General features: G+C 54.4%; 26 protein-coding genes. 7 read left to right on the forward strand and 19 right to left on the reverse strand.

Features of this window, described 5'->3' with window-relative positions:
* Nucleotides 1–5: 5 nt before the first annotated feature.
* Both PG5_RS13390 and PG5_RS13395 read right to left on the reverse strand, forming a co-directional pair.
* The gene (locus PG5_RS13390; protein ID WP_020797661.1) at nt 6–650 is read right to left on the reverse strand and encodes a thioredoxin domain-containing protein; all 645 of its coding nucleotides are present in this window, start codon (nt 648–650) and stop codon (nt 6–8) included.
* Entirely contained in the window at nt 647–1,087 is a 441-nt protein-coding gene (locus PG5_RS13395; RefSeq protein WP_020797662.1) for a disulfide bond formation protein B, read from the reverse strand. The genes PG5_RS13390 and PG5_RS13395 overlap by 4 nt, the downstream gene beginning before the upstream one ends.
* A 102-nt stretch (nt 1,088–1,189) precedes the next feature.
* Between PG5_RS13395 and PG5_RS13400 the strand changes: the two genes are divergently transcribed.
* Nucleotides 1,190–1,597, forward strand: coding sequence for a helix-turn-helix domain-containing protein (locus PG5_RS13400; protein WP_020797663.1), 408 nt, complete (start codon nt 1,190–1,192; stop codon nt 1,595–1,597).
* A gap of 190 nt (nt 1,598–1,787) precedes the next feature.
* On the opposite strand, the gene PG5_RS34185 is transcribed toward PG5_RS13400, so the two are convergent.
* Entirely contained in the window at nt 1,788–1,940 is a 153-nt protein-coding gene (locus PG5_RS34185) for a YHYH domain-containing protein (protein WP_020797664.1), read from the reverse strand.
* 191 nt (nt 1,941–2,131) lie between these two features.
* Nucleotides 2,132–2,632, reverse strand: a complete 501-nt coding sequence (locus PG5_RS13405) for a hypothetical protein (RefSeq protein ID WP_020797665.1) — start codon at nt 2,630–2,632, stop codon at nt 2,132–2,134.
* A gap of 496 nt (nt 2,633–3,128) precedes the next feature.
* Here PG5_RS13405 and PG5_RS13410 point away from each other — a divergent pair, with 496 nt between their 5' ends.
* Nucleotides 3,129–4,115, forward strand: a complete 987-nt coding sequence (locus tag PG5_RS13410) for an arsenic resistance protein (protein ID WP_020797666.1) — start codon at nt 3,129–3,131, stop codon at nt 4,113–4,115.
* A gap of 245 nt (nt 4,116–4,360) precedes the next feature.
* On the opposite strand, the gene PG5_RS13415 is transcribed toward PG5_RS13410, so the two are convergent.
* The 6 genes from PG5_RS13415 to PG5_RS13440 form a co-directional block, all read right to left on the reverse strand.
* A complete protein-coding gene (locus tag PG5_RS13415; RefSeq protein WP_256228288.1) occupies nt 4,361–5,116 on the reverse strand; it encodes a hypothetical protein in 756 nt (251 codons plus the stop codon).
* Nucleotides 5,117–5,271: 155 nt separating this feature from the next.
* The gene (locus PG5_RS13420) at nt 5,272–5,622 is read right to left on the reverse strand and encodes a copper-binding protein (protein WP_020797669.1); all 351 of its coding nucleotides are present in this window, start codon (nt 5,620–5,622) and stop codon (nt 5,272–5,274) included.
* Between the two features lie 5 nt (nt 5,623–5,627).
* Complete coding sequence (locus tag PG5_RS13425; RefSeq protein WP_020797670.1) at nt 5,628–8,777, reverse strand: efflux RND transporter permease subunit; 3,150 nt, start codon at nt 8,775–8,777, stop codon at nt 5,628–5,630.
* A complete protein-coding gene (locus PG5_RS13430; RefSeq protein ID WP_020797671.1) occupies nt 8,774–10,258 on the reverse strand; it encodes an efflux RND transporter periplasmic adaptor subunit in 1,485 nt (494 codons plus the stop codon). Before PG5_RS13430 ends, PG5_RS13425 begins: the two co-directional genes overlap by 4 nt.
* A complete protein-coding gene (locus tag PG5_RS13435) occupies nt 10,255–11,511 on the reverse strand; it encodes a TolC family protein (RefSeq protein WP_020797672.1) in 1,257 nt (418 codons plus the stop codon). The genes PG5_RS13430 and PG5_RS13435 overlap by 4 nt, the downstream gene beginning before the upstream one ends.
* A 98-nt stretch (nt 11,512–11,609) precedes the next feature.
* Nucleotides 11,610–11,951, reverse strand: a complete 342-nt coding sequence (locus tag PG5_RS13440; RefSeq protein WP_020797673.1) for a hypothetical protein — start codon at nt 11,949–11,951, stop codon at nt 11,610–11,612.
* A 195-nt stretch (nt 11,952–12,146) separates the two neighbouring features.
* Here PG5_RS13440 and PG5_RS13445 point away from each other — a divergent pair, with 195 nt between their 5' ends.
* Nucleotides 12,147–12,338: an MbcA/ParS/Xre antitoxin family protein gene (locus PG5_RS13445; RefSeq protein WP_020797674.1), complete on the forward strand. Its 192-nt coding sequence runs from the start codon at nt 12,147–12,149 to the stop codon at nt 12,336–12,338.
* Nucleotides 12,339–12,449: 111 nt separating this feature from the next.
* On the opposite strand, the gene PG5_RS13450 is transcribed toward PG5_RS13445, so the two are convergent.
* Complete coding sequence (locus tag PG5_RS13450; RefSeq protein WP_020797675.1) at nt 12,450–12,815, reverse strand: histone-like nucleoid-structuring protein, MvaT/MvaU family; 366 nt, start codon at nt 12,813–12,815, stop codon at nt 12,450–12,452.
* Between the two features lie 269 nt (nt 12,816–13,084).
* Nucleotides 13,085–13,687, reverse strand: coding sequence for a hypothetical protein (locus tag PG5_RS13455; RefSeq protein WP_042955385.1), 603 nt, complete (start codon nt 13,685–13,687; stop codon nt 13,085–13,087).
* Nucleotides 13,688–13,986: 299 nt separating this feature from the next.
* On the opposite strand from PG5_RS13455, the gene PG5_RS13460 reads away from it, so the two are divergent.
* A complete protein-coding gene (locus PG5_RS13460) occupies nt 13,987–14,148 on the forward strand; it encodes a type II toxin-antitoxin system CcdA family antitoxin (protein ID WP_020797677.1) in 162 nt (53 codons plus the stop codon).
* A 358-nt stretch (nt 14,149–14,506) separates the two neighbouring features.
* Here the strand turns inward: PG5_RS13460 and PG5_RS13465 are convergent, their stop codons facing one another.
* From PG5_RS13465 to PG5_RS13490, 7 genes are all read right to left on the reverse strand, one after another.
* Nucleotides 14,507–14,980 carry a hypothetical protein gene (locus tag PG5_RS13465; protein WP_042955386.1) on the reverse strand — a complete coding sequence of 158 codons (474 nt, stop codon included), beginning with the start codon at nt 14,978–14,980 and terminating at the stop codon, nt 14,507–14,509.
* 45 nt (nt 14,981–15,025) lie between these two features.
* A complete protein-coding gene (locus tag PG5_RS13470; RefSeq protein ID WP_020797678.1) occupies nt 15,026–16,306 on the reverse strand; it encodes a DUF5623 domain-containing protein in 1,281 nt (426 codons plus the stop codon).
* A gap of 511 nt (nt 16,307–16,817) precedes the next feature.
* Entirely contained in the window at nt 16,818–17,318 is a 501-nt protein-coding gene (locus tag PG5_RS13475; RefSeq protein ID WP_042955387.1) for a KilA-N domain-containing protein, read from the reverse strand.
* 251 nt (nt 17,319–17,569) lie between these two features.
* A complete protein-coding gene (locus tag PG5_RS13480; RefSeq protein WP_042955388.1) occupies nt 17,570–18,559 on the reverse strand; it encodes a hypothetical protein in 990 nt (329 codons plus the stop codon).
* Nucleotides 18,560–18,720: 161 nt separating this feature from the next.
* On the reverse strand, nt 18,721–19,056 hold the full coding sequence (locus tag PG5_RS34885) for a DUF6527 family protein (protein ID WP_081648157.1): 336 nt from the start codon (nt 19,054–19,056) through the stop codon (nt 18,721–18,723).
* Nucleotides 19,056–20,450 carry a ThiF family adenylyltransferase gene (locus PG5_RS13485; protein ID WP_020797680.1) on the reverse strand — a complete coding sequence of 465 codons (1,395 nt, stop codon included), beginning with the start codon at nt 20,448–20,450 and terminating at the stop codon, nt 19,056–19,058. The genes PG5_RS34885 and PG5_RS13485 overlap by 1 nt, the downstream gene beginning before the upstream one ends.
* Complete coding sequence (locus PG5_RS13490) at nt 20,447–21,532, reverse strand: multiubiquitin domain-containing protein (protein ID WP_020797681.1); 1,086 nt, start codon at nt 21,530–21,532, stop codon at nt 20,447–20,449. The genes PG5_RS13485 and PG5_RS13490 overlap by 4 nt, the downstream gene beginning before the upstream one ends.
* Before the next feature lie 502 nt (nt 21,533–22,034).
* On the opposite strand from PG5_RS13490, the gene PG5_RS13495 reads away from it, so the two are divergent.
* From PG5_RS13495 to PG5_RS13505, 3 genes are all read left to right on the forward strand, one after another.
* Complete coding sequence (locus tag PG5_RS13495) at nt 22,035–22,355, forward strand: helix-turn-helix domain-containing protein (protein ID WP_042955404.1); 321 nt, start codon at nt 22,035–22,037, stop codon at nt 22,353–22,355.
* 2 nt (nt 22,356–22,357) lie between these two features.
* The gene (locus PG5_RS13500; protein ID WP_052024688.1) at nt 22,358–23,242 is read left to right on the forward strand and encodes an ImmA/IrrE family metallo-endopeptidase; all 885 of its coding nucleotides are present in this window, start codon (nt 22,358–22,360) and stop codon (nt 23,240–23,242) included.
* A 441-nt stretch (nt 23,243–23,683) separates the two neighbouring features.
* Complete coding sequence (locus tag PG5_RS13505; RefSeq protein WP_020797684.1) at nt 23,684–24,331, forward strand: hypothetical protein; 648 nt, start codon at nt 23,684–23,686, stop codon at nt 24,329–24,331.
* Nucleotides 24,332–24,355: the final 24 nt, after the last annotated feature.

Raw genomic sequence — 24,355 nt, forward strand, 5'->3', positions numbered from 1 at the left:
TGTGCTTATCGCGACTGTTTGATCTCAGTCCAGATCAAGTCATAAAGCTGTTGGGCACCGAAGTTGGTCAGTGGCTTACCGTTGACGAAGAAGGTCGGCGTACCACTTACGCCAACCTTTTTCGCATCGGCGGCGTCTCGTTCAATGGTGGCGGTGATCTCGGGAGACATCATGTCCTCGCGTGCCTTGGCCACATCCAAGCCTGCCTGGTCGGCAGCGTCCCACGCCGCCATAGCCTTGGCGTCATCATGCCATTGCGGCTGCGACTCAAGGACAGCTTCCAGCACCGGCACAAACACGCCTTGTTTGCGTGCGGTTTCCAGGATACGGATGGCCTCTTCAGACCCGACGTGAAGTCGAACATAACGCAGCACCAGACGAACATCGCCTGGATGCTGGGACATCATCTTTTTGACAATGGGATAGAAGGCGCGACAGCTCTCACACGATGGGTCAAAGAATTCGACAATAGTGACCGGTGCCTTGGCAGGGCCAAAGCTTGGCGAATTGAATCGCACCAAAGCGCCAGCTTCCTGCACGGGAGCAGTCGCCTGAGGCACTGTGGAGGCACGGTCATAAAAGAATGCAGCGACTGCGAAGCCAATCACGGCCATGACACTGATAGCGAGGACAAGGATGCGTCGGCTCATAGGGTGAATCTCCGGCGGATAAGAACGAAAAGAAGGATCAGAAGACTAAATACACCCAGCGATAACAATGGCAACGGCGCACCGCCGAGGATGGTCATATCCGCGCCAGAGCAAGACGGGCCCGATCCACAGGGTTTAATGCTTTCCGGGATCAGCCCGAAATAAAGCAGGTTGTGGTACAGGGCGATCAGCCACCCCATAACTGCCAAAGGCAATGCGTATCGCCAGACGCTCGTGTCCGAAATACAGCAAGCCACACCCAGCACAATCACCATAGGAAACATGAAGGCACGCTGAAACCAGCAAAGCACGCAGGGTTCTTGCCCCATGACTTCACCCACGAATAACACGGCGATGGTTGAAACAAGGGCCAGCAGCCAGGCACAGAGCAGGATCGCCCAGCCTTTGGATTGAGGCTTTTGATGTGAGGTTCGCATAGGTGTAAAGCCCTTTTTAGACGTGGTAGGGCGTGCGCACGGATTTGCTTATCGCCTGATCTGGGTAGAATGAAGGTTCTAGCGACTATAAGGTCAAGCGAAATGAATGCGGCCACGTACACGGTCGGTACCTTGGCGAAAGAAACCGACACCAAAGCGGTGACCATCCGTTATTACGAACAGCTGGGGCTGCTGCCCTCCGCCGGAAGATCGCCATCAGGCTATCGCTTCTACACCGATGAGGAGCGCGACCGCCTTTTGTTCATCCGCCGCAGTCGTTCACTGGGATTCAGCTTGGATGACATTCGTGAATTATTGGGCTTTGCTGACCGACGTGATGCTTCCTGTGCCGGGGTAGACGCAAAAGTCGAAGGACAATTGGAGCAGGTGCGAATGCGTATTCGCGACTTGCAGGGCCTGGAGGCTGAACTGGAGCATCTGACCGTCTGTTGTCAGGGTGGTGTGATCGAGCAATGCCGGATCATTGAGTCATTGTCGAAACGTGATTAGCTCGGCAATGGATTATTGTCCGAAAACAGGGACTCAAGCTCTCTAAGAATGTCCGTTTTGGGTTATCAGCCATCAAAACATGAAGTAATCGGCCAACACCGGACACTCATCGCGAACGTCTAACTGGCCTCCACAAATGTGAGAAAGCCAGTTTGCATTAAAGCCCAGCTTCAAGCTGGGCTTTTGCCGTTTAGTGGCAGTGGTAGTCGTTCGTTTTATGGTTGCGATGGCAACCTTTTGAATCAGTGCCGCCGCTGTGCGCGAAGGCAGCAACGGACGTAATCGAAAGTAAAGCGGCGATCAAAATGGCGGACAGTTTCATCAGGGCTTGCTCCATGCTCATGTTTTTACATCCGTGAGACCTCTCACGCTTCGCAGCGTATGGCTAATTGCCTTCGCTAGGCAAGTGGCTTCCTTAACCGCAGAGGGCACTGCCGGGCCAGCTGCAAGCCTTAGGCGAAAGGGCGAGTTAGGAGTACGTCCGAACAGCGGAGAACGTACTCTGCGATCTAAATAGCTAGCAAATACTTACTTTCAAGGCTTCGCCGGTAACGGCCCTTGCATATAGTTTTGATGCCACATCATGTGATCCATCATCATCTGTTGCATACCTGTGTACCTGTCCATCATGTACTGGCGTTGACTTTTTTGCTCTGGGGTCAACTTTGAGTAGTCCTGCCACCCCATCATATGGCCGCCCATCATGTGTCCATTGCCCATCCTGCCGCCTCCGCAGCAGCCCATCATTCCCGGCCCCCACATGTTGTTCATCATGCCCATGCCGCTTTGCATCGTATTCCAATGCTCCTGAAGGAGCTTCTGGCGCTGCTGGGGATCTTGGGTCTGCTGAATTTTCTCCATCTGCGTCTGCATCTTCTGGAAGGTTTCTTGCGCCTGAGTCATCTGCTTATCGAATTCGGCAACATTCGGAGCTTGTTGCTGCGTCTGCGTCGTTTGAGGTTGCTCTGCTGCTAACGCCCACATGGGGGAAAGCGATGCGGCGAGAAAAAGCACGGCCAATTTGATATTTTTCATTTCGAGCTGCCTTTGTGAAGGTGAGCTGAACCAAAATCTAATGTGCCAACCGATTGCGGTGCTTGGGTTCAAGCGCACTCACCGAGAATTATAGACTTCAGCATGACAATCGCCTGTTTACACTCAATAATTAGCAGGTCTGCCCAAAACCACCTTGACTTATGTCATTACTGAGGTGATCTCCGAAGTTCGCTGTTTACGCCGGACGCCAAAGAGTCCGCAGTGAACAGGCACAGCCCGCCAATGAACACTCGACGCTGTACAGCAGCCTCCTATCGCTGCAAGGGGCATCATTTACGCGACCATGACCAGTAATAGGCCGTGACCATCCGATCTGCACGTACAACGCACATGAATATGCTCATTGCAATGCAGTCATGACCGATGCAAATGGCTGGTCAAGTCGAATGCAAACAGGTGGTCAGGTGAATGACAGCGCGTTGACTTGGGCGCCCGTTTAGGCTGACGGCCTTTTTTGATATCCGAGGAGAGCACTATGGATAGGGATGCACTTGAACAGAACCAGATACCGATCTACTTGGTTGCAGTGATAGCGGCTGCAATTGGTGGGTTGGTGGCGCCTACAGCAGCTCAAGGCCTGAACGCGTTGGTGACCCCGACTATTGCCGTGCTGATGTACGCGATGTTCCTACAGATCCCCTTTCTTGACCTGCGCGAAGGCCTCAGCAACAAACGCTTCATTTCCGCTTTGCTTATCGCCAACTTCGTGTTGATTCCGCTGCTGGTGTGGGGGCTCACCAGAGGTCTTACGGATCACCCGGCAATCCTTGTCGGCGCACTCCTGGTGCTGCTGACCCCCTGCATCGATTACGTGGTGGTTTTTACGCACATTGGCAAGGGCGACTCTCGCGGGATCCTTGCGGCAACACCGATTTTGTTGCTGCTTCAGCTTGTACTACTACCCGTGTACTTGGCCTTCATGCTGGGTGGGCAGTCCGAAGTCGTGATCTCAGTGGGCCCCTTTGTCGAAGCCTTTCTCGTGCTGATTGTCGCGCCTTTGTTGTTGGCCGTGGTTACAGCAGCCCTGGCCAAAAAGTCGAAAATCGTCGGTGGCTGGAACGCCGCCTGGGCCTGGCTACCCGTCCCAGCAATGGCAGCGGTTCTGATCGCGGTGGTTGGTTCCCAAATCTCCTCGGTAGTTCGCGACATCGACAAGCTTGCTCCAGTCATCCCTGTGTACCTCGGCTTCATGTTGTTGGCTCCGCTGATGGGCGCTTTGGCTTCAAGAGTTTTCAAGCTGCCCTCCACGACGGCCAGAGCGGTCACCTTCAGCTCGTCAACGCGTAACTCTTTGGTGGTTCTTCCGCTGGCTCTGGCATTGCCTGAAGAAATTCGAGGGCTTGCTGCCGCTGCGGTGATTACCCAGACATTGGTTGAGTTGGTTGGTGAACTGATCTACATCCGGGCAATACCTGCTCTCGTTTGGCGCAAAAAATCGCAAATTGTGTCGATGACTTCGTAAGTACATCAGCTGCGTGCAACTTGATTCGAGCAGCCCTCTTTAAAGTTGCGGAGGACTATTTATGCTTTGCGTCGATACAACGATGAGACTTCCAGCGCATCACTGGAAGGGCTTGAGTAGCTCAAGGCAAATACTGAGGCAAAATTCGCCAGTGCCAGCTGTGCCAGCAGCGCATCCTGTCCGGACTCACTGACCGGCTCCATTGAACCGAACTATAGGTGGTCAGGACGAATGCAAATGCCTGGCTAATGCATGTAGATTTGCACACAGCCACGAGCAGCAAGAACCCGTTGACGCAGCCGCAACTTCGGCAGTCTCAGCCGCATCGGTGCAACAACTTGGCTCGCAGCAGTCTGAGTTGGCGGCACGCTCGCAGCAGTCAGAATCATCGAGCTGCGTACTGCACACGCCCATCTCTGGCAAGACCAATTCAACCGCTTGGCCGCATCCCAATCACCGGCCAGGGCCGCTACCACCGAACGCACCTGCTCATAGCCTGTTATGAGCAGGAAAGTCGGGGCACGGCCATAGCTCTTCATTCCTACGATGAAGACCCCTTCATCGGGGTGAACCAGCTCATTTGGGCGAACAGTGCCGCAACTATGCTCATTCGGATCAATCAGCGGAGCAAGATGAATGGGGCTCTGGGTCGCCGAATCTAGCGCCAAACGCAGTTCGGCAAGCAGCTCCAATTTAGGTCGGCAGCCCGTTGCTACCACTACCTCATCCACTGCGGGGAGCGCTTGACCGCCCGCCTCAACAACGATGCCATTGTCGGTTGCGGTAACCCTATCGATGGCGATGTTGGTGAACAGCTCAATGCCCCCATCATTCAACAGCTGGCGAACCGTCTGCCCCAGTTTCCCTCGCTCCTCCAGCATGTCGTTTGCCCCACCGCCCAATATGCGATCCAAGGAGGCGCCGCGAATCACCCAAAAGACTTTCGTGCGCGGCTCCTGTAGGGCAAGCCGAGCCAAGTCTTGCAAGACATTGAACGCCAAATGGCCGCCGCCAACCACCATGACTCGCCGATTTGCATAGCGTTGCCGCTTACTATGAAGTACTTCGGGAATGCCGTATCTCCATCAAGATTTTTTCTGCGTAGACGGAAAAAACCGGCACGACAATGCGTGCCGGTTTTTTCATCATTACAGTCTCATTTATTAATGGAAACAATTTCGGCTTTGCCATCCTTTACTCTAAAGGAAAACGATACATGGTCGCCGACAGTCAGACCTGTCATCTGCTTCTCTGTTACGGAAAAAGCCATCGTCATTGGCGGCCATTGCATGGCGGGAACAGCGCCGTGGGAGATGGTCACTGTTTGCTTCGTAGTATCTATAGCCTTGATCGTCCCCTCGGTGTTAGCGACTGGAGACTGTTTGGTTTCCTGCTCCATCTGCATGCCTTCCATACCGTCCATTTTCATGCCCGGCATGTCCTCGGCGTGGGCAAAAAGTGAAAGCGAAAATACGGTGCTTGCAACTGCAATCATGGTCAGTTTCATGCGACTTATCCTTGAGGGTTGAGGGGGGCAACTGAGAGGTGCCGACGACGCATCAGACGATAGGCTGCCGGAATGACGAACAGGGAAAGCAGGGGTGCCGTAACCATGCCGCCGACCATAGGCGCGGCAATGCGGCTCATCACTTCGCTGCCGGTACCGCTGCCCAATAGGATCGGCAACAGACCGGCAATGATGACGGCCACGGTCATGGCCTTGGGTCGAACGCGCTGCACAGCGCCTTCACGAATCGCTGCAACCAGCCCGCGCTCAGTGCTGTCGCCGAGGTCTTCACGTTCGGCCCAGGCGTTCTTCAGATAGAGCAGCATGATCACGCCGAACTCGGCAGAAACCCCGGCCAAGGCGATAAAGCCGACTCCGGTGGCGACCGACAGGTTGAATCCCAACAGATAGAGGAACCATGCTCCACCAGTCAGTGCGAATGGCAGCGTGGCCATGATCAGCAACGCCTCATCGAAGCGGGCGAAAGTCAGGTAGAGCAGCACTAAGATGATCAACAGCGTGGCCGGCACCACCAGTTTGAGGCGTGCGTTGGCCCTTTCGAGAAATTCGAACTGTCCTGAGTAGCTCAGGCTCATGCCGGGCTGCAACTTGACCTGTTCATTGACAACTTGGCGTAGATCGGCGACCACGGAAGCAATGTCCCGACCACGCACATCGATATACACCCAGCCTGAAGGCCGTGCATTCTCGCTCTTGAGCATCGGCGGCCCGTCCGTGACTTTGACCTTCGCCACTGTGCCGAGGGTGATCTGGCTACCTAGCGGGGTATAGATTGGCAATTGCTCCAAGGCACCGAGCGAGTCACGCCACTCCCGAGGGTAACGGACGTTGATCGGGAAACGTGCAAGACCTTCGATGGTCTCCCCGACGTTTTCACCGCCGATAGCGCCAGCCACGATGGACTGCACATCGGCGATATTCAGTCCGTAGCGCGCGGCCGCCTTGCGGTCGATATCCACGTCGATATAGCGGCCCCCGGTCAGTCGCTCGGCCAGAGCCGAACTGACACCCGGCACATCCTTGGCCACCCGCTCGACCGCCTGAGTCGCGGCGTCAATCTCCGTCAGGTTGGTGCCAGCAACCTTCACCCCGATGGGGCTCTTAATCCCCGTGGCCAGCATGTCGATTCGGTTGCGAATCGGCGGTATCCAAATATTCGTCAGCCCGGGAACCCGCACCACCCGATCCAGTTCTTCCACCAGTTTCTCCTGGGTCATGCCTGGGCGCCATTGCGCGTATGGCTTGAACTGAATGGTGGTTTCGAACATCTCCAGCGGCGCGGGGTCGGTGGCGGTTTCAGCGCGTCCCGCTTTACCGAAGACGTGTTCGACTTCGGGCACGGTTTTGATCAGGCGGTCGGTCTGTTGCAGCAGCTGCGCCGCTTTATGCACCGACAATCCCGGCAGAGCTGAGGGCATATAGAGCAGGTCGCCTTCGTCCAACGGGGGGAGAAACTCACCACCCAGGCGCGATATTGGCCATAGCGCACTGACAAAAACCAAGAGTGCCACCAGTAGCGTGATCTTTGGTCGACGCAAGACTACGTCCAGGGCAGGCTGATACATCCGAATCAACCACCGATTCAACGGGTTCTGTTGCTCACTGGGGATTCGCCCCCGAATCCAATAACCCATCAGCACTGGCACCAGGGTCACTGACAATCCCGCCGCTGCGGCCATCGCGTAGGTCTTGGTGAAAGCCAAAGGGCCGAACAGCCGTCCTTCCTGTGCTTCCAGCGTGAACACCGGAATGAACGACAAGGTGATGATCAACAGGCAGAAGAACAGTGCCGGGCCTACCTCTGCCGCTGCTTCGGTCATCACGTGCCAATGACGCTCACCCTGCAACTCCTCCCCAGGATTGGCTAGGTGCCAGACCTCAATCTTCTTGTGAGCGTTCTCGATCATCACCACGGCGGCATCAACCATGGCGCCGATGGCGATGGCAATCCCACCCAAGGACATGATGTTGGCGTTGAGTCCCTGGTAGCGCATGACGATGAAGGCAATCAACACACCAACCGGCAAGGAGATGATCGCCACCAGCGATGAGCGCAAGTGCCAGAGGAAGATCCCGCAAACCAATGCGACGACGATAAACTCTTCAATGAGCTTGTGGCTGAGATTTTCCACGGCGCGGTCAATCAGCTTACTGCGGTCGTAGGTGGTGACGATTTCCACACCTGCCGGCAAACTGCTTTTCAGTTCATCGAGCTTTGTCTTGACCGCCGCAATGGTTTCGCGAGCGTTCTTGCCGCTGCGCAAAATCACCACGCCGCCGACCGTCTCACCTTCGCCGTCGAGTTCGGAGATGCCCCGCCGCATTTCCGGCCCTAACTGAATCGTGGCGACATCACCAAGGGTTACTGGCACGCCACCCGCACCCAACTTCAGCGGGATCGCCCGAAAGTCATTGAGTGTATTTAAGTAGCCCGACGCACGCACGATGAACTCGGTCTCTGCCATCTCCAACACGGCACCACCGGTTTCCTGGTTGGCCTTACCAATAGCCTCGCTCACCTCGACTTGAGTGATACCGAGGTTAGCCAGTTTGAGCGGATCAAGCTGCACTTGGTACTGCTTGACCATGCCTCCCACCGTAGCCACTTCCGCAACGTTGGGCAAAGTCTTGAGTTCGAACTTGAGGAACCAGTCCTGGAGTGCGCGAAGCTGTGCCAGGTCGTGCCCCCCACTGCGATCTACCAGTGCATATTGATAGATCCAACCCACCCCTGTCGCATCCGGCCCCAACGCCGGCTTGGCACTGGCTGGTAACCGACTTTGTATTTGGCTTAGGTACTCCAACACCCGCGAACGGGCCCAGTACAAGTCAGTGCCCTCTTCGAACAACACGTAAACGAAGCTGTCACCAAAAAAGGAGTAACCACGTACCGTTCTGGCGCCCGGCACCGAGAGCATGGTGGTGGCTAACGGATATGTCACCTGGTTCTCGACAATCTGCGGCGCCTGGCCTGCGTAAGGTGTCCGGATGATCACCTGCACATCGGAGAGATCCGGCAGCGCGTCGATGGGCGTGCTCTGCACCGACCAAATGCCCCACGCCGTGACGAACAGTGTCGCCAGTATTACCAGGAATCGGTTGGCCACTGACCAACGAATCAGGGCCGCGATCATGGCTGCCCCCCCGATTTATCCAAACGCTCAACCCGCAAACCATCGTCGGTCTGGCTCACCGCGATCCGAACCTTGTCGCCCGTTTTGAGGCCCTGCATCAGCGCCGGATTGCCGAGCGGGAACGTCATCGTCATGCCAGGCATGCCCAGCGTCTTGAAAGGGCCATGGGCAAGCGTGACTTCTTTGTCGTTGATCTCCACGATCTGCCCATCCGCCTCATGAAAACTGGAGGCTGCTGCGCTGGGTGGTGACGCTTCCTCTGAGCTTGCAATAATGCCCTTAAGACTGGCCTCCGAGTCGAGCAGGAACTGTCCAGAAGTAACTACCTTCTGGCCTTCTTCCAGACCCTTCAGGATTGCCGTTCTGCCATCGTTTTCCTGCCCGATTTGTACCTCCACGGGACGGTAGCGTCCGGCGTCTTCGGCGAGCATCACCAGGGCACGTCGACCGGTACGAATGACGGCTTCGCTTGGCACCCACATCACACTTTGCTCGGTCGAACGATTCAGGCTCACCCCCGCTGTCATACCTGGTCTCAGGCGACCGTCCAGATTCGGGAGTTCCACCCGTACACGAATCGTGCGACTGTCCGGATTGGTCTCGGGCAAAATTGCGCTGACCTTGCCATTGAGTGTTGTCCCTGGAAAGGCAGGTAAGCGCGCTTCGACTGTCTGTCCTACGGTGATAGCTCCGGTTTCCGATTCTGGAATGGCCACGGCTAGCCAGATACTGCTCAAGCCATTCACACGTGCCAGAGTGTCGCCAATCGCCACGGTCATGCCGGCACGGACATTCAGTTCTTGCAACACACCACCAATGGGACTGGTGAGAGTCAGGTAAGGTTGAACCTTGCCGCTACGCCCTACCTGAGTAATCAGTGATGCCGGCATCCCCGTGAGCAGCAGTCGTTGGCGGGCCGCAGCTAACAGGTCAGCATCCCCGTTGCGCTTCAAGGCAAGAAATTCTGTCTGCGCAGCAGCCCACTCTGGCACCAGGATATCCGCCAACGCCGCGTTGGCCTTGAGCACATCGCCGGGAGCATGGGGGTAGACTCGCTCCACAAAGCCAGTGGTGCGTGCCTGAATCACGGCGACATCACGCTCGTTAAACGCCAGGATGCCTGTCACGTTGAGGCTGGAATGTAAGACACCACGGGTGACAGTCGCAAAACGCAGCCCAAGATTCTGAGTCAGACGCGGATCAATAGTGACAGTCGCCCGAACTCCTTCACCGCTGGCGTACTGGGGAACCAGCTGCATGTCCATGAAGGGGGATTTCCCCGGCTTATCGAATTTTTGCTGCGGGTACATGGGGTCGTACCAATACAGCGCCTTGCGTTCCGCCGCTGAATTGAGGGCCTGTTGCGGGGCGGTACTGGGGTCTCCGCTCATGCGCTGTTGAGCGAACCAGTACCCGCCGGCAACACCCAATGCGAGCGAGATGCCCACCAGCACTGCACCGTTCCATTTTTTGAGGCTCATTGGCTGGACTCCCCATAAGCAAAATACAGGCGCGCACTGGTCAGCGCTCGCTGTTCTTCCACTTCAACCTGTTTGAGTCGGGCTTCGATGAGCTCACGCCGCGCGGCAACCACGGCGTTTAAATCGCCCTTGCCTGCACGGTAACTGGCCATGGTGAGTTCAACCTTTTCCTTGGCCAACGGAAGCAAGCTTTCCTGGTTTCGGCGCACGGCACGATTGAGGCGCTCATAATCAGCTAGCTCGCTTTCCAGTTGCTGAGTGTGCTCGCGTGATAATACTTCTCGCTCAGCCTCAAGCCGGCTCAGTTCAGCCTGTTTGGCCGCGATTTTTGGGTTTTGGCGAGAGTCAGGAAACAGCGGTAAATCCCAGGAAAATTGCACGCTGACCATGTCGCCAAACTCACGGCCACGGTGCTGGTAGTCCACTTCCCAGCTCCAGTCCGACTGCTTCTCCGACACGGCTTCACGAACCTTGGCTTGCGCTTCGCGGGTCATCGGGGCAAACGCTGCCAACTCGGGATGGTGTTGCAATTTATGAGAATAACTTGAGGTGTCGACAGGCCATTCAGGCAAACGGCCCACGGGCTTCTCGTTAGCGGCATTGCCAATCCAGCGCTTGAGGGCCGCTCGTGCTTGCGTTCTCTGGAGGTTCAGATCGTCCTGTTGTTCTGCCAGTTGAGCTGCCTCTTGCTTGGGCGTCACCGCGTCAGCAGGTTGAGCGCGGCCACCGGCAATTTGGGCCCGGACTGTATCGGTTAGCAGACGATTTTCTTTGTAGAAGTCCTGGAACAGCGCATCTTTGCGCTCAACCGAGTAGCTACTGATCCACGCCAACGCTGTGGACTGGCGTACCTTCAGGCGTTCGACTAGACGTTCCGCAGAGACGCGATCAATAGCCGCATCGGCGACCTCGATGCGCGCCTTCCGCTTGTCACTATTGGGCATTTCCTGCCTGACCCCGACCATTTGCATGGTCATGAAGTCCTGGTCGATGCTCCAACGATCCGGGCCGCCAATAGGGTAGTTCTGCACGCCCACCAGGAGCTTGGGATCAGGTAATTCACCAGCAGGGATGGCTGCACTGCTGACAGCCTGAATTTTCGCGTCTTGTGCGGTCAGCGACGGCGCATTGTTTTCTGCCAGCCGCAACGCTTCATCGAGCGTCAATGCGGCAGCGAAACTCGGCAATGCCAGCACGCTTGCCGCTAGGCCGGTCACGAGAGACCAGCCTGCGCAAAAGCACTTGGAGTTCATGTTTACGATTCCTGTGATCATCCACTGCACGCGGTAAAGACGTGCGCACAGCTAGTCCATTCCGCTAATGCGGAATGAGGCTCAATGTGGGACTGGAATCAAACGCGAGGCGGTCGCCATACCCCGGAAGGGGTCTGTTCAGGTAGGGAGTCGCTGAAAAAGGAAAGCACTACGGGGCTGAATACGGTAAGCAGCGGCTTGAGGATCGAGACTTGCAACATGCCGCCCGTCTTGCACTCCTGGCCAAGCTTGCAAGGCTTGCCGTGTTCGGTAGGGCTTTTCATGTCGTTGCAGCAGTCCATCCCCATGTCGTCCATCATCGCCATGCCCATCGTCTTCATCGGGCAAGGCTCTGTCGGCGGCTGAACGCCCGCCATCCCGCTGAGGGGAAGCGCCAGGCTGATCAGAAAAATGAGGTAAAACCGCAGATAGCGTTTCATGGGCTGGAGTGTAGTCGTTGGAAATGGCTCTTACAATTGGACACGCGTCATCAATAACCTATCGTTAGGCTCCGACGTAGGCGATAACGCCGAATAGGAATTAAGCCAGCATTACGTGTAAAAAATAGACAATTAACTGTCACATTAGGTTATTTTGCAGCTTACTAGAAGATCGGTTTCACAGGAGCCCGATTGTTGGATCATGTTGATCTGATTCAGCTGCAAGCAGAGCAAGTCTTTGCAGACAAAGAGAAAGCGGCAGCTTGGCTGAACAAACCGAAAACCGCGTTGGGTGGGATGACGCCATTGCAGGTTTCAAATAGTGAGGCTGGGTACGTTGTCGTGAAAGAAGCGCTTGAGAGATTGAATCAAGGCTCTGTCGCTTGAACCCGGCAAGCTGATGCGATTCCAGACTCTCCTTTTCCAAGCGCCATGTTCGTCCCAACGCCAACAAAAAAAGGCCCTGTTTATGAGCCTTTGTTTGTACTCAAACCAAAATCAGTTGGTCAGCCAGGATTCCACGGTATCGGAACCGTACTGCGCTTTCCATTCCTTCAGCGTTTTGTGATTGCCACCTTTGGTTTCGACGACTTCGCCGGTGTGAGGATTTTTGTAGACCTTCACTTGACGAGGTTTGCGGGTGCCTGCTTTGGATTCGACGACTGGAGCGCGACGGCCAGCTTGAGGATCAAGCAGAGCGATCACTTTTGGCAGGCTGTAACTGTATTCGGCAAGCAAGGCGCGCAGCTTGGTCTCAAATTCGATTTCTTGCTTCAAGCCAGCATCACCCTTCAGGGCTTCCAAGGCCTGGATTTGCTCGGCAAGGTGTTTTTCGAGCTGGCGATATTCTGCAAGTTTAGACATGATAGATCTCTATGTAGTTAGTCACCTAACAATACACCAATATCAACAGTTCAATCAGGTGTTTTTGGCAGACTTCCGTTACTGCCTGCCGATGTAAAAGGACGCCTAGTCAACGATCTCATGCCCACGCGTCGTGCCGTAAAGCTTGTTAAAGCCCCATCGATCCCAAGTGATAGTCAGCAGCAAGTGCAAAGGTTCAAGGGGCCTACGCCCGCTTTGGGGCGAGGCCTGTTGTGTCGGGATGACGGAAGATACGCTCCCAACAAGTATCAGATCGCGCATACTCCTTTTGCACGCTCCTGATTAATCTGCGCTTTAGGCTTTGTTGCCAAAAAAACTGCAGTCCAAAGCTGTTCTGCCAGCCACTGTGCTTCGCTTCGCCTGAGACTCCAGCTAACCCAACCGAAACTCATTATGACGTATTGGCCGTCTAGTCTGATCTGAAATTCGTAGATAGGCTCTTCACCATCCCCAAATTCCACCATCGGCTCGGGATCGAGCAGGGCTCCTTCCATTAGGAAATTTCTACCAGTACTCACAACGTGGAGCAGATCAGATGTTTGGTGTGATCCAAACGGGTTATGGCGCAAAATGAGAGCAGTCCAATGATCATGAGCACTCTGGACTTTAGACTTATCCGGCTTTGAGTGATTGTGATCAAACGAGCTAATTACTGCGTTGATTAGACCAGTTGCGATCTCATAAACTTGCTGTGTGGTGAAGCTTGCTTTGAAGTCGCTTAGGGTTACACGTATGAGTCGAGACGGAGTGAGTTTGACAGTCGCACGATAATGCTCGTCTGTTTCCGGAAAAGTGAAAAACTCAGACGACTTGAAGGTGATGCGGGATTTCAGACGGTCGTTGTCGCTCATAGCACTCTCGAAAAATTGGCTTGCTAATTCCAATCGGCTCAACTCTTACGAACCTTTAACGGGTTCAAAAAATTTATTGAGCACGTCTGCCTGAGGGATGAGCCGAAATTGACCAGGGTCTCTTGAGATGGAACCAAAAACTGCCGCCAATGTGCCATTAGCAGAAGCGTCGCTTCTTCGCGTAAGCGGCTATCCGTGCGGGCTGGAATGTTCCACTCAGGAACAGCTCTATTAGCCGCCTTGAAATGAGGTGCCTGCTTAAGGGTAAGCTTGGGTATCGCGGTTGAGAGGACAAGACCATGCAAACCCAGGAAGAATCTCACACGGAGCAGGCTCTGGCCGAGGCCTTGAGGACGAAAAAGCGAGAACAATGGCTGGCAGAGAACAGCGAAGCCATGAATGCCTACAACGAGCATGTGGAAGCCCAGGGAGTATTCAGCGACAACGTATGGAGCTTCTGATGCCTATCTCTCACACCTGAGCGACGGATTGGTGAATGCCAGCCCACCCGCATCGCCCTTCTCATCTGTACGCCTCGAATCGCCCTCCCTCGCACATCCTTGGAGGAACAGCATAGGCGGACACTTCGTGTCCGTAGCAGCGACATTCTCACGGGATAGACTACAGCGCCGTCAACAACGCAAGTCCCAGCTGCGAGCCCTTTCCCGAACCGAGGCTAGGTGGACGAATCGAGCAAGAATCCCTCACCGGCCCAACTCCTTGTTCCCGCGCAAGCGGCTAGGCTAATGAAGGTAAGCCCGGCTGATCATTCCTTTCGTCAGCCAGCCTAGAGGGCTCACCTACTACGGTGAGCCTATCTCAATCTCGGACTGTCCGACGCCTCACCACCGTCCCTTTCAAAATTCTGTTATTAATTTTCTTTTTCCAAGAAATTTGATCAGGAGACAACTTTCGCTTATTCATGGTGCGTTTCAAGAACAAGTATTCGTTCTCACCGAACAGGTAACCCTTTTCCCAAGAGTACTCGATTAAATCTTCGTTTGCATTCGCGCTCGGATTAAGCGTAATTTTCCGCAATCCGGCAAACAGATTGCCCGTCTCGATTTGCAGGAAACGGTTGATACACACGTTGCCTACGTAAGTTTTGTTACCATTCCTAGAATTTATAATATAGCAGTGCTCTTTAATATCCTTCCCGCACGGACACTGATCAAACTCTTCACTAACCTCAACAGCGTGAAGTTTCCATTCAAGCCTAGCCCGATCGAACTCCGAGGCTACTGACAACTGCAATATGTGGGCCTTTAAACGCTCAAAATTATGACCTTCCACCCCTGGACTCCGAAATTAAAAACAACAAAAGCTCTTAGCCTGAGTTTACGACTTAGCGATATGCTGACGTGCCAAATCCAGCTTTCTGAAATGATCTCTCAAAGGTTTAGAGTCCAGATACGTGCCCGCCATGATCGAACGGAGACGATCCAGCGCTTCAAGCACCTCAATGCGGTTTTGGTAGCAAGGGATATCGTAGCCGCCATAGTAGGCATCTGGATCAAAGTCTGGATGGCGTTCACCCTTGTATTCGGCATCCATCCAGTTTTCCAGCTCAGCATGGAGCTCCGAGAGCTGCGTGCGGACAGTGAAAGGCATAGCTGTTGCGTACAAACGCTTAAGTATCCATCCCATTGCGTTATGGTCAGCGATGCTCATTTGCTGAGCTGGTCGCCAGTAGGAACCCCATCCTTCCTTGCGACGGTATTCGATCGCGTTTTTACTGGATCCGTACGTGGTACCAGGACGAGGCTTGCGCTTCTTCCCAGACTGCGCTCGTGCAGGGCTCACGAACTGGCTGCTGAAGTTTTCTGACTGAAAAGCCCAAGTACTAGCCTCACCTAAACTGAGGTGCTCCACCGTGGCGACGACACGGTTTATGAGATCGACGTCGTGCCCCAATAAATGCGGCGTCGCATAACCAGGGTTGTATAAACCTTCCCAGCCAGGCATTGCCAGCTTGAAGCCATTTTCGTTAGACCAGTCGTTGCGCCTAGCTTGATACTCAGGCGCAAGTACATGCCCATAGGGCTCATCAAGCATCAGCCATGCGCCGGTGTCGGCACACACCCAACGAGAGATATGATCTGAAGAAGGGAGTTCGCCTGCCCTCTCCATGGCTGACCACTGAACCTTCGTTGTTGCAGGCTGGAGCCGTGCAGCTTCCATGAATTGAAGAGAAAGAGCTGCACGAGTCAGCAACCCCTTTGCTTTCTCCAAGCTGTCGACAGTGCTCCTCATTTCGACATGATCCGACGACTCGACGAAGAACCCTTGTAGATTTTGAGCAAAGTGACATTGATGCTTGCCTAGGAAGTCTGTCAGCGGCCTCCGGAGTTTAATCCCAAGAACTTCAAGCCCAGTTGATCGTGGCTTTGTCGAAGAGTCACGCCAATACGCCGAGAGGTAAATGCTGTGCAGTGAAGGAGCACTCAGCCCGGCCTGCAGCACTCTGCGTGCGTGATGGTAGCTTTCGTAGCCGGACTGCTTTGCAGACAGATCCAAAGCAACACGGTAGACGATTTCAGGGTTCAGGCCATTGATGCGCTTGGCCTTACGCTTGATACCGGAAAGGGTAGACGGACGAACGTCGGGAATGGTGCTCATGTTGGTTTCTCCGCCCCTAATGCAACGCCACCCGCCTACGCCGCCGCAGGGCCTCGAAATAACATGGCCTTGAGCATAAGAGAACCAACAGGTAGTGCCGTTTCCAGCTTTCAAAGACGGGTGTGATGCGCCTACCCTGCGCGGACATAAATCTAGCAAACCGGTTAACGAAAGCGCAAGCCCTCTCTACCTTGGTACCGGCGACCCTGTAGCAATGATGCGGCATTTCAATCTCTACCAAAAGGCTGGCTACCTTACAGAACCCAGCGATCCGGCACCTCGATGACGCCGGGATTCGAATAAGCCAGGGTTAGTACAAGTCCCGCCGTATTGGCCGCCTCTGAGCGCGGGATGTAGAAGCCCTCCGCTTCTGGAGGAGGCTTACGGCGCAACGTATCAGTGAGACCTCAGCCCGAAGCGCCAGGCGATCGGAAATAACCGCTGCAAGTCTCGATTTAGCTGACTCCAAAAACGACGAAGCCCGCACTAGGCGGGCTTTCGTTCGTCTTTTTCAGTTGGGATTATTAAGCCCCAATGTAAGCTGCAATTGATCCTTCAGATGGGCCACATGATATTCGAGCCCTCGTTTCTTCAAGCGCCATTCCATCAGCCCCCTTCCGTGCTTGCTCGCCTCATGCCGACTCTCATCCAACACCTTGCACGCTGCGTCGAAACGCTTTTTCACTGAAAAGGTGCCACGCAAAATTCTATCGATGGTCAAGTCGCACCAGCGAGAGAGCTTACGATCAATCTCCCTAACAAAATCGATCGCCACCTTCGGGTGCAGCCAAATGCCACCCGCTCGATCTCCACTGATCTGGATGAGCTCCTGAGGCCCTTCGGCACCTAGTGCAGTAGCAACATCAGCCAGATACTCCTGTGTCTCACGGGATCTCAACCAGCCGTCTACTGAAGCAGAATAAAGCTCCGCGACGTGGCTAGCATTCAACCAGCCGCTCGAGCTGAAAACGATGGTCTTATTTTGATAATCAATCTGGATCGAATTTTTCATATCAGGGCCTCCGCCCATTTTCTATAGACGTGCGTAAGTCTCACGAACGAGTGCTCGCGATTCTTCAGCCATTAGGCACGTAAATTAAGGGACACAAACTGCCGCTGGATGCGGCGATAGGAGAAAACCAAGACATAAAAAAACCGGCCAAAAAGCCGGTCTCTATGTCTTTATGATGCAATTACCACATCATAGGGTTTATATTGATTTAACTGTACATTTTGCGCAAGCCCCTCGTGAGACTATTTCTACTAAGAGGATTTGGTCATCCATCGGAGGCAGGAATGGCAGACGCGAAGGCTTGACCCCGCCGAGTCCTTAGTAAGCTCAGATTGGTCTCTGGTTGTGGGGCGGCGACAGGTTCTGCAGCTCATTGTCCTGCCTCGACTTGAGCGAGTGACGAGATTGCCAGGCTCGCAGTTGAGGTAATTGCCATCTTGCATGACCACCTTTTTACCTGGAGTGCGGCCTCCCTCAGCAATCAACTCAGCAAGGGGGAGATGACTACCGCCTGCCTCGCCTGCATAGCTGATCCTGATTCTGGCTCGACGACCTCTTTCAGCGAACAGGCTTTCCACGATCTGCTCAAGCCAGTGCTGATGAGAGCCTTCCGCCCCATATTCCCTGGCCAGGTTCTCTTTCTCCGAAGGCTTCAAGCTGCTGAACAGTGTTGCTGGTGATTGCGAGCGGATCGGCGTGAGGCCAGATAAGCTGATCTCGATGGTAATGCCGAGCCTATCTCGAGGGGTCTCTCCTCGAGGAAGCGCGAGCCACTGCTTAGGTTTCTTATACCCGTCGGAGCTCAGTTCTGATCTCCTGTCCAGGTAGATCCAGGTATCCTCGTAGGGGAAATACCCATACAGCATGAGCTCAAGCAAACGTGTCGTGGGAGGCGCCTTAAATTCGACGCCGTGGTATACCCCCCGCCGACTGAAATGATAGGCATGATGAAGTCGCAGCTTCGCCTCTGTCGGGGCTAGGAAATGGCTCGCGGGCGGGCATTTAAAAATCTCGTCCAAGTGGCCGATGAACTGGGCCTCTGCCTCAATGCAATCCAAACGATGGCCCTCCACCCCGAAAAGCTGCCACCACCGAACTGAGGCCTCATGCTCCATCCTTTCACGAATTTTGATCGCCAGCTCGCGATCTAAATACTCCTCCTCCTCAGCCGAGAGGCATCTTGCTTGTTTGGCCTTGGCACGTAGCCACGCCCAATTTCTTTCCCAATCACTGTAAGACACGAACACCTGACCTTAACGAGCATCTGAGCCGGTGATGCTGCTGGATTCCAACTCAGAACGAAAGATCCAAGAGGCAGATGTGAAGAAGCCCTCCTCTCCAGCGAGTCCTAGTCCTCGAATGTGCGAAACACTGACCCAAGCGCCAGCGCTCCGCTTCGTCTTCACACCCAAATGACCCTGCCCTCTCGCAGCCAGAAATGTGACTTACAGCCATTTTTTAGCCACACGGATGGATGCAGCGTTGGCCGCCCTAGGGGATCGGTACTGCATGTCCACCTTGGCGTCATATCCGGCGGCAGTGAAAGCTCAATCGTCCGACCACAACCACATGGACATTTGAACCCAACGCACCAGTCCTCCGCGCCATCCTTAACAAGAATTAGAGATCGAAAAGGCAGTTGGCTTGGCAGGACATCGCCTTGCACGACCTGCAATTTCCTAGCGGGGAGCAGGCCGTCTAACCAGCGGTAAACAGCTTTCTTTAAGGCCTTGAGCATCACACATCACCTGCCAAGTCAGCGATCCCGAGAAGCGGCTCAACGGCGCCGAGCGCAAGCCCTGGATCCGGGATCTTCGGAAAGTCATTTTCTGCGGTGAACTCCTGCTCTGCCTCTCTGAACTTGATTAACGTTCGCGCGTAGTTTCTGTTTGGCTCTTCACGCATCGGAAATGCTCTGGCCAAAAACTCCATCACACATGAGGATGCCGCTAGCATGTTCAGGGAAATCACAGCGGGAGCTTCCTCATGGAACCCTCGAATGTACCCATGCTGAATCTGCTGTTGATAGGCCTCAGGATTCGCAGCCAGAAGACTCTCGGCACGAAGCGATTCACCGGTGTAGACCTCACGATCAGCGAGAGATGATCCACCAGGCTGCACATAATCTATGCGGCCATAAACTCCCGCGATCATCACTCCCGATTCATCCTTCATCGTAGGAATGAGCACGCCAACATCAAAGAGCGGGATGAGAAAACGGCTAGCGATTCGATCAGCGATCATCCTGGCGTATCGCGTGTCCACACAGCAGAAGAGAATGTCCGCATCAGCTGCCGCTAATACTGCCTCGCGAGTCCCGATCGATTTTGCAATCGGGCGGGCCACTCCTTTACCCCGCACACGCTCGATGGAGCTCGCGAACATCTCCACCTTGGATGCAGAGTAGTTCGCGTCCTCCTGGGTGCTGTTCAAAATCCGATTGAGGTTTCTCTCCTCAACGCGGTCATGGTCAATCAAGATGATCTCGCCAAAGCCCAAACGGGTAACTTGCTCGGCCACAACTGAGCCAGTACCAGAGACCCCGATGACAGCCACGCTCAGCTTCGCCAACGCTTGGGTCATTTCAGAGGTGAATGCCATCGGCGCTCCAGATCTACCGTCCAGGACTACATGGTCTTCGACTTCGTCGAAATACAACCTTATGTCATCACCGATTACTGAGACCAGCCGTACATTGGTAGGGCATTGCGAATCATCGTACGTGCGAGCCACCACCCTGCCGTCCGGGATCATGACAGCTGAGCCATGGATCACTTCCACTCCAGCGTACAGCGATCGCATGGTGATCTGGTCGCTCTCATCATCCAGATCTGAGAAGCCCAAGAAACCGCCTGGATGAGAATGGACGAGCACGATTGAGGACTGAGTTTCCTCACTCTGAGCTATAGCAAGATCAAGGTACTCGCCAGGCCAATTCAAAAAATCCTTCTGCCTGACACACGCTCCATGGGGAACCGGGATCACAGATTTCGCGAGCAACTTGGTGCGCTCACCTTCGTGTCGCGTGCAGATGAGGATGGCCGCTGCCTCTAAACCGTCCCCCGGGAACAGATGCTCCCGGAGTGCGGAGTGCAGGGCTTCGGTCATTACGAGCGTCGCCCCAGCTTTCATTGACCAACCTCCTTGTGAAGGCAGCCTTCGACCAGAGCCAGTTGCGAAATGACGTTATCGGCATGCGGATTCCACGGAACAGTTGTCCGGTGGCGTGACCACCCCTGGAAGCCCAAACCGTCGATCTGAGCCGTCAGTTGCACGTTGGGAGGGAGCACACCTGTGGCCAGTGACACATGTGGGTACAAGTAGAAGCTATCCAACGGCTCGACCGGGTAACCTGCCAGGACTTGAATCGCCAGCTGAACATACTGGTGGTTGTAGCCCGCCGGCAGTTCATAGTTGTGGATCACCAAATAGCGCAGGCCATCTGTCCCGATGCAGGTTTCCCAGCACAAGCCAAGCTGGTCAAGGTACGCCGTGTCAGCTGGAAGCAAGTTGAAAACACGACGGGGCGCCGTTGCGACCTCACCGTTCCCAACATCCTTAGGAGTGAAGCGCAGCTTCTCAATGCCCGGAGCGCTGAGGTCAACGATCGCGTCCATGCTGGGCAGTTCGGAATGGTGCCCTGCAGCCGTGAGGGTAATCTTCCAATGCTGGGAGACATCCAGCCCAGCGCGCAAAGCGGCTTCACGAACAGTGACCTGTGGCTTGCCGAACTCCAAGGTACGACCTTGGATCTTGAGCTTCCAGATCGCCTCGCGAATGACAAAGCGCTCAATGCCCTCCTCACCCAGATTGATAACGTCAGCGTCTGCGATTTCGCGATCGACTTCTTCTTCCAGCTGCTGCACCAGGCGCATGTTCTCAGCAATCTGTGCCAGCTTCCGGACTGTGTGGCCATTGATGATCTTGCATGGCCATTCATAACGCTGGCCATCGACCGCGAAGAAGTAGGAGCGGTCAGATTCGACCACGATGAAGCGGCGCGACGTTGCCACCAAATCCACAAGCTCGTCCGGACGAATATCTTCGAATGCACCGGATGGAAGTGCCTGGAGAATCGTAGGCATCTGATCAGGGAGATAGCCACCGGCACGGGCAATCTGTGTACCGATCGGTGTCTCGTCGTTGATGGGAACCGGCTTGAATTCAAGATCCAATCCGGCGATGAAAATATGACTCTGAGTAATTTCGTTCATACGTATCTCCACACGCCTTTTCTCTGGCGTGAACAGGTGCCCCGACGGGCTTCGTGAGTGCGTCAGAGCAGCGAGTAGCCTTGACTACCCGATGGCGCATGAAGATACTGAATCTGTGCCTGCATTCTTCATGCACTCGCTGGGGCGCAATTGCAGTTGCGATTCCCAGCATCTCCGACTCGGTGAGCGGTCAATTTCTTTCTTCGCTAGTCCATCCTTGCCCCCTTAATTCCCCTTCCGTCGTAGCGTCTCCGCTCATCCGGACGTTAAGCCTATCCTCATTGTCATACGGCCAAGCTGACCAATGAGCACCTCAGCCTGCCTAAACGTAGAGCCCATTCCAACGATATTACAAAGCTCTACATTCCTTTTCACCGAACGCTGACATATCAGGCCACCGAACGACGACTTCACTGTGCGCCTGATCTAACCACCCTGTCAATAGGGTTTTTTTCGTTCGGTACAGTGGTACACTCACCGAACGACTTGGGAGGTGATTACGGTGGCATCAAGCCTTGGAATGAAAATCAGCGCCAGGAGGCGAGAGCTCGGCATTTCTCTGGAGCGCTTGGCGGAGCTAACAGACTCCAGCAAGAGCTACCTGTGGGAGCTCGAGAACCGAGACAAACCTAATCCGTCAATGGACAAGGTGAACAAGATTGCGCTCGCGTTGAATCTCGCGCCTGAAACACTGCTCGGAAGCGCTACAGAAACTTCTCAAGATGTGGAAACTGACAGCGCTTTCTTTAGGAAATATCAAGCGCTTGACGAAGGTGACAAGAAGCGCCTTCGAAAAATCGTGGACGATTGGTGGGAAGACTGACGATGCAAAAGAACCCGAAGAATGAAGCAAACAAAATCACGAAGGTTCTACGTACTGCTGGATTCGACCAGTTTCCAATCAAGGTTAGGGAGGTTGCGCTCGAGTACTCGAAAGCTGTGTGCCCTGAAGCACCTATTTCGGCTATCAAGCCGGTACCTATCCCTAGCTTTGAAGGCATGCTCAAAAAAAGCCCCAAGGGGGACAAATGGATCATTGGGGTCAACGAAAATGTGGCTTCATCGGGACGGATAAACTTCACGATCGCTCATGAGTTCGCTCACTACATACTTCATCGCGATCTGCAGCAGGATTTCCAATGCGCCCCCAAGGACATGCACACCTGGGATGCACTTGGGAAGAAAATTGAAGCAGAGGCAGACGTATTCGCCTCCTATCTCCTCATGCCCGCTGACGACTTCCGTAGCCAAGTGTCCGGTCATGAGCTTTCCATAGATTTGCTCAGGCATTGTGCGGATCGATATGACGTATCTCTCACCGCTGCAGCCCTCAAGTGGCGGGAGATTGCTCCTGGGCGGGTAGTCGTACTTGCCGCCAAGGATGGGTTCCTCGATTGGTCATCTTCGAATGATCGGGCATTCAAAAGCGGAGCCTACTTAGCCACCTCTAAGCAGCCCATCGAGGTGCCTGCGGCATCGGTGCTCACACGCTCTTTTCGTTCAGCATCGGGAGATAAGGCGCGAGTTGATGCGCGAGCTTGGTTCCCGAAAGAGCCCGAAGGGCTGGAAATCACAGAACACGCATTTGTGGTGGAAGGTGATGGGTACAACTACACCCTGGGAATCTTGACGCTGCCCGAGCGGGATCGCGAAGAGGATGACGAGGAAGATTTACTGGCCCCTCTTACGGGCATGCCTACATTTCGCTGAATGGTACCAGCTGAAGCGTGGGACGTACGATGACAAAGCACTGGCGAGTCGCAGTCTCCCGTAAAGCACCAATAAGATCTTACCCCAGCGGGTTTGCCCATGAGATAGCGCATAGCTGAAGCCATTCCCAGGTCGAAAATCCCGATGAACAAATCGCCACGGCGACAGACATCCCGGGATGTGTATCCCGCAGCAGCTCATGAGGCAGCGGAGCCATGCAGTTGCTGCCCTCAAGCCTCATCAGGTTCGGCATCTCAACCCCATCCTTACCCTTCCAAGAAGATCAGTCATCCCCCCCCAAACCACGTATGGTTACGTCGACTCGGGCGTGGTTTTCCCAGACGCTCGCGGCTCCGTCCGTCGCCTGACCAGCAATATGTTTGACGATTTTTTACAGTTATTGTTATAGTGAATCGTCAACCAAGAACACTGAGGTGCTTTATGGACTCGCACAGATCAATTCATGCAATAGTCGATACCCTGGCCGCTACCCTGGAAAAGGTTCCAGATGTAGCAGGTGGATCGGTGCGCGTGCTGAAGCTCCTAACCAATGTGTTCCAGCAGTGGTCTGAGGAAAAAACCAAGGAAAATCTCGGATCCTTGACTGATGCAGAGCTTCTCCAAAAGCTTGCAACCAGCGGATCTATTGCCGGGGCCCTGAGTACTCGGGAGACGCGAAAGCAAGCTCGACGCGTAGCCGCAAAGATTGAGTTCTTCGAACGACTCAAAGAGTTTGGCGGTGTACTGAAAAGTCAGGCTGTAGCGAGCGCCTTGGGTACGACGAGGCAAACCATTAATAACCACGTGAAGAAAGGTACTTTAATCGCGATCCAGGAAGGAAACGATTACCTCTACCCTGCATTCCAATTTGTGGGGGACGTGAAGTTGCCTCACCTCGAAGAAATTTTGGGTCTAATGAAAAAAAATGTCAGCGCTGAGGCTCAGTGTACATTTTTCCTAAACCCTATTGCCTTCGGTGATGGGCAGGTAGAGTTACCGTATGTAGTACTAAAAGGCGGAGCTAATGAGGAACAGTTGAGTGCGATCAAGCGTGAAGCTGCTCTTTTCATGAGCTCAACTCCTGCTTAAAAAACAGCGCACCCAAAGGTGGGG

This window comes from Pseudomonas sp. G5(2012) (assembly GCF_000408945.1).
GTDB lineage: Bacteria > Pseudomonadota > Gammaproteobacteria > Pseudomonadales > Pseudomonadaceae > Aquipseudomonas > Aquipseudomonas umsongensis.

What these genes read in the sequence shown, in the direction of transcription:
- PG5_RS13420 (WP_020797669.1), bottom strand. Translation starts at nt 5,622, where the DNA reads ATGAAACTGACCATGATTGCAGTTGCAAGCACCGTATTTTCGCTTTCA.
- PG5_RS13405 (WP_020797665.1), bottom strand. Translation starts at nt 2,632, where the DNA reads ATGAAAAATATCAAATTGGCCGTGCTTTTTCTCGCCGCATCGCTTTCC.
- PG5_RS34885 (WP_081648157.1), bottom strand. Translation starts at nt 19,056, where the DNA reads ATGCTCAAGGCCTTAAAGAAAGCTGTTTACCGCTGGTTAGACGGCCTG.
- PG5_RS13475 (WP_042955387.1), bottom strand. Translation starts at nt 17,318, where the DNA reads ATGAAAAATTCGATCCAGATTGATTATCAAAATAAGACCATCGTTTTC.
- PG5_RS13470 (WP_020797678.1), bottom strand. Translation starts at nt 16,306, where the DNA reads ATGAGCACCATTCCCGACGTTCGTCCGTCTACCCTTTCCGGTATCAAG.
- PG5_RS13395 (WP_020797662.1), bottom strand. Translation starts at nt 1,087, where the DNA reads ATGCGAACCTCACATCAAAAGCCTCAATCCAAAGGCTGGGCGATCCTG.
- PG5_RS13430 (WP_020797671.1), bottom strand. Translation starts at nt 10,258, where the DNA reads ATGAGCCTCAAAAAATGGAACGGTGCAGTGCTGGTGGGCATCTCGCTC.
- PG5_RS13435 (WP_020797672.1), bottom strand. Translation starts at nt 11,511, where the DNA reads ATGAACTCCAAGTGCTTTTGCGCAGGCTGGTCTCTCGTGACCGGCCTA.
- PG5_RS13410 (WP_020797666.1), top strand. Translation starts at nt 3,129, where the DNA reads ATGGATAGGGATGCACTTGAACAGAACCAGATACCGATCTACTTGGTT.
- PG5_RS13390 (WP_020797661.1), bottom strand. Translation starts at nt 650, where the DNA reads ATGAGCCGACGCATCCTTGTCCTCGCTATCAGTGTCATGGCCGTGATT.
- PG5_RS13455 (WP_042955385.1), bottom strand. Translation starts at nt 13,687, where the DNA reads ATGAGCGACAACGACCGTCTGAAATCCCGCATCACCTTCAAGTCGTCT.
- PG5_RS13400 (WP_020797663.1), top strand. Translation starts at nt 1,190, where the DNA reads ATGAATGCGGCCACGTACACGGTCGGTACCTTGGCGAAAGAAACCGAC.
- PG5_RS13505 (WP_020797684.1), top strand. Translation starts at nt 23,684, where the DNA reads ATGGACTCGCACAGATCAATTCATGCAATAGTCGATACCCTGGCCGCT.
- PG5_RS13425 (WP_020797670.1), bottom strand. Translation starts at nt 8,777, where the DNA reads ATGATCGCGGCCCTGATTCGTTGGTCAGTGGCCAACCGATTCCTGGTA.
- PG5_RS34185 (WP_020797664.1), bottom strand. Translation starts at nt 1,940, where the DNA reads ATGAGCATGGAGCAAGCCCTGATGAAACTGTCCGCCATTTTGATCGCC.
- PG5_RS13450 (WP_020797675.1), bottom strand. Translation starts at nt 12,815, where the DNA reads ATGTCTAAACTTGCAGAATATCGCCAGCTCGAAAAACACCTTGCCGAG.
- PG5_RS13490 (WP_020797681.1), bottom strand. Translation starts at nt 21,532, where the DNA reads ATGAACGAAATTACTCAGAGTCATATTTTCATCGCCGGATTGGATCTT.
- PG5_RS13440 (WP_020797673.1), bottom strand. Translation starts at nt 11,951, where the DNA reads ATGAAACGCTATCTGCGGTTTTACCTCATTTTTCTGATCAGCCTGGCG.
- PG5_RS13460 (WP_020797677.1), top strand. Translation starts at nt 13,987, where the DNA reads ATGCAAACCCAGGAAGAATCTCACACGGAGCAGGCTCTGGCCGAGGCC.
- PG5_RS13500 (WP_052024688.1), top strand. Translation starts at nt 22,358, where the DNA reads ATGCAAAAGAACCCGAAGAATGAAGCAAACAAAATCACGAAGGTTCTA.
- PG5_RS13485 (WP_020797680.1), bottom strand. Translation starts at nt 20,450, where the DNA reads ATGAAAGCTGGGGCGACGCTCGTAATGACCGAAGCCCTGCACTCCGCA.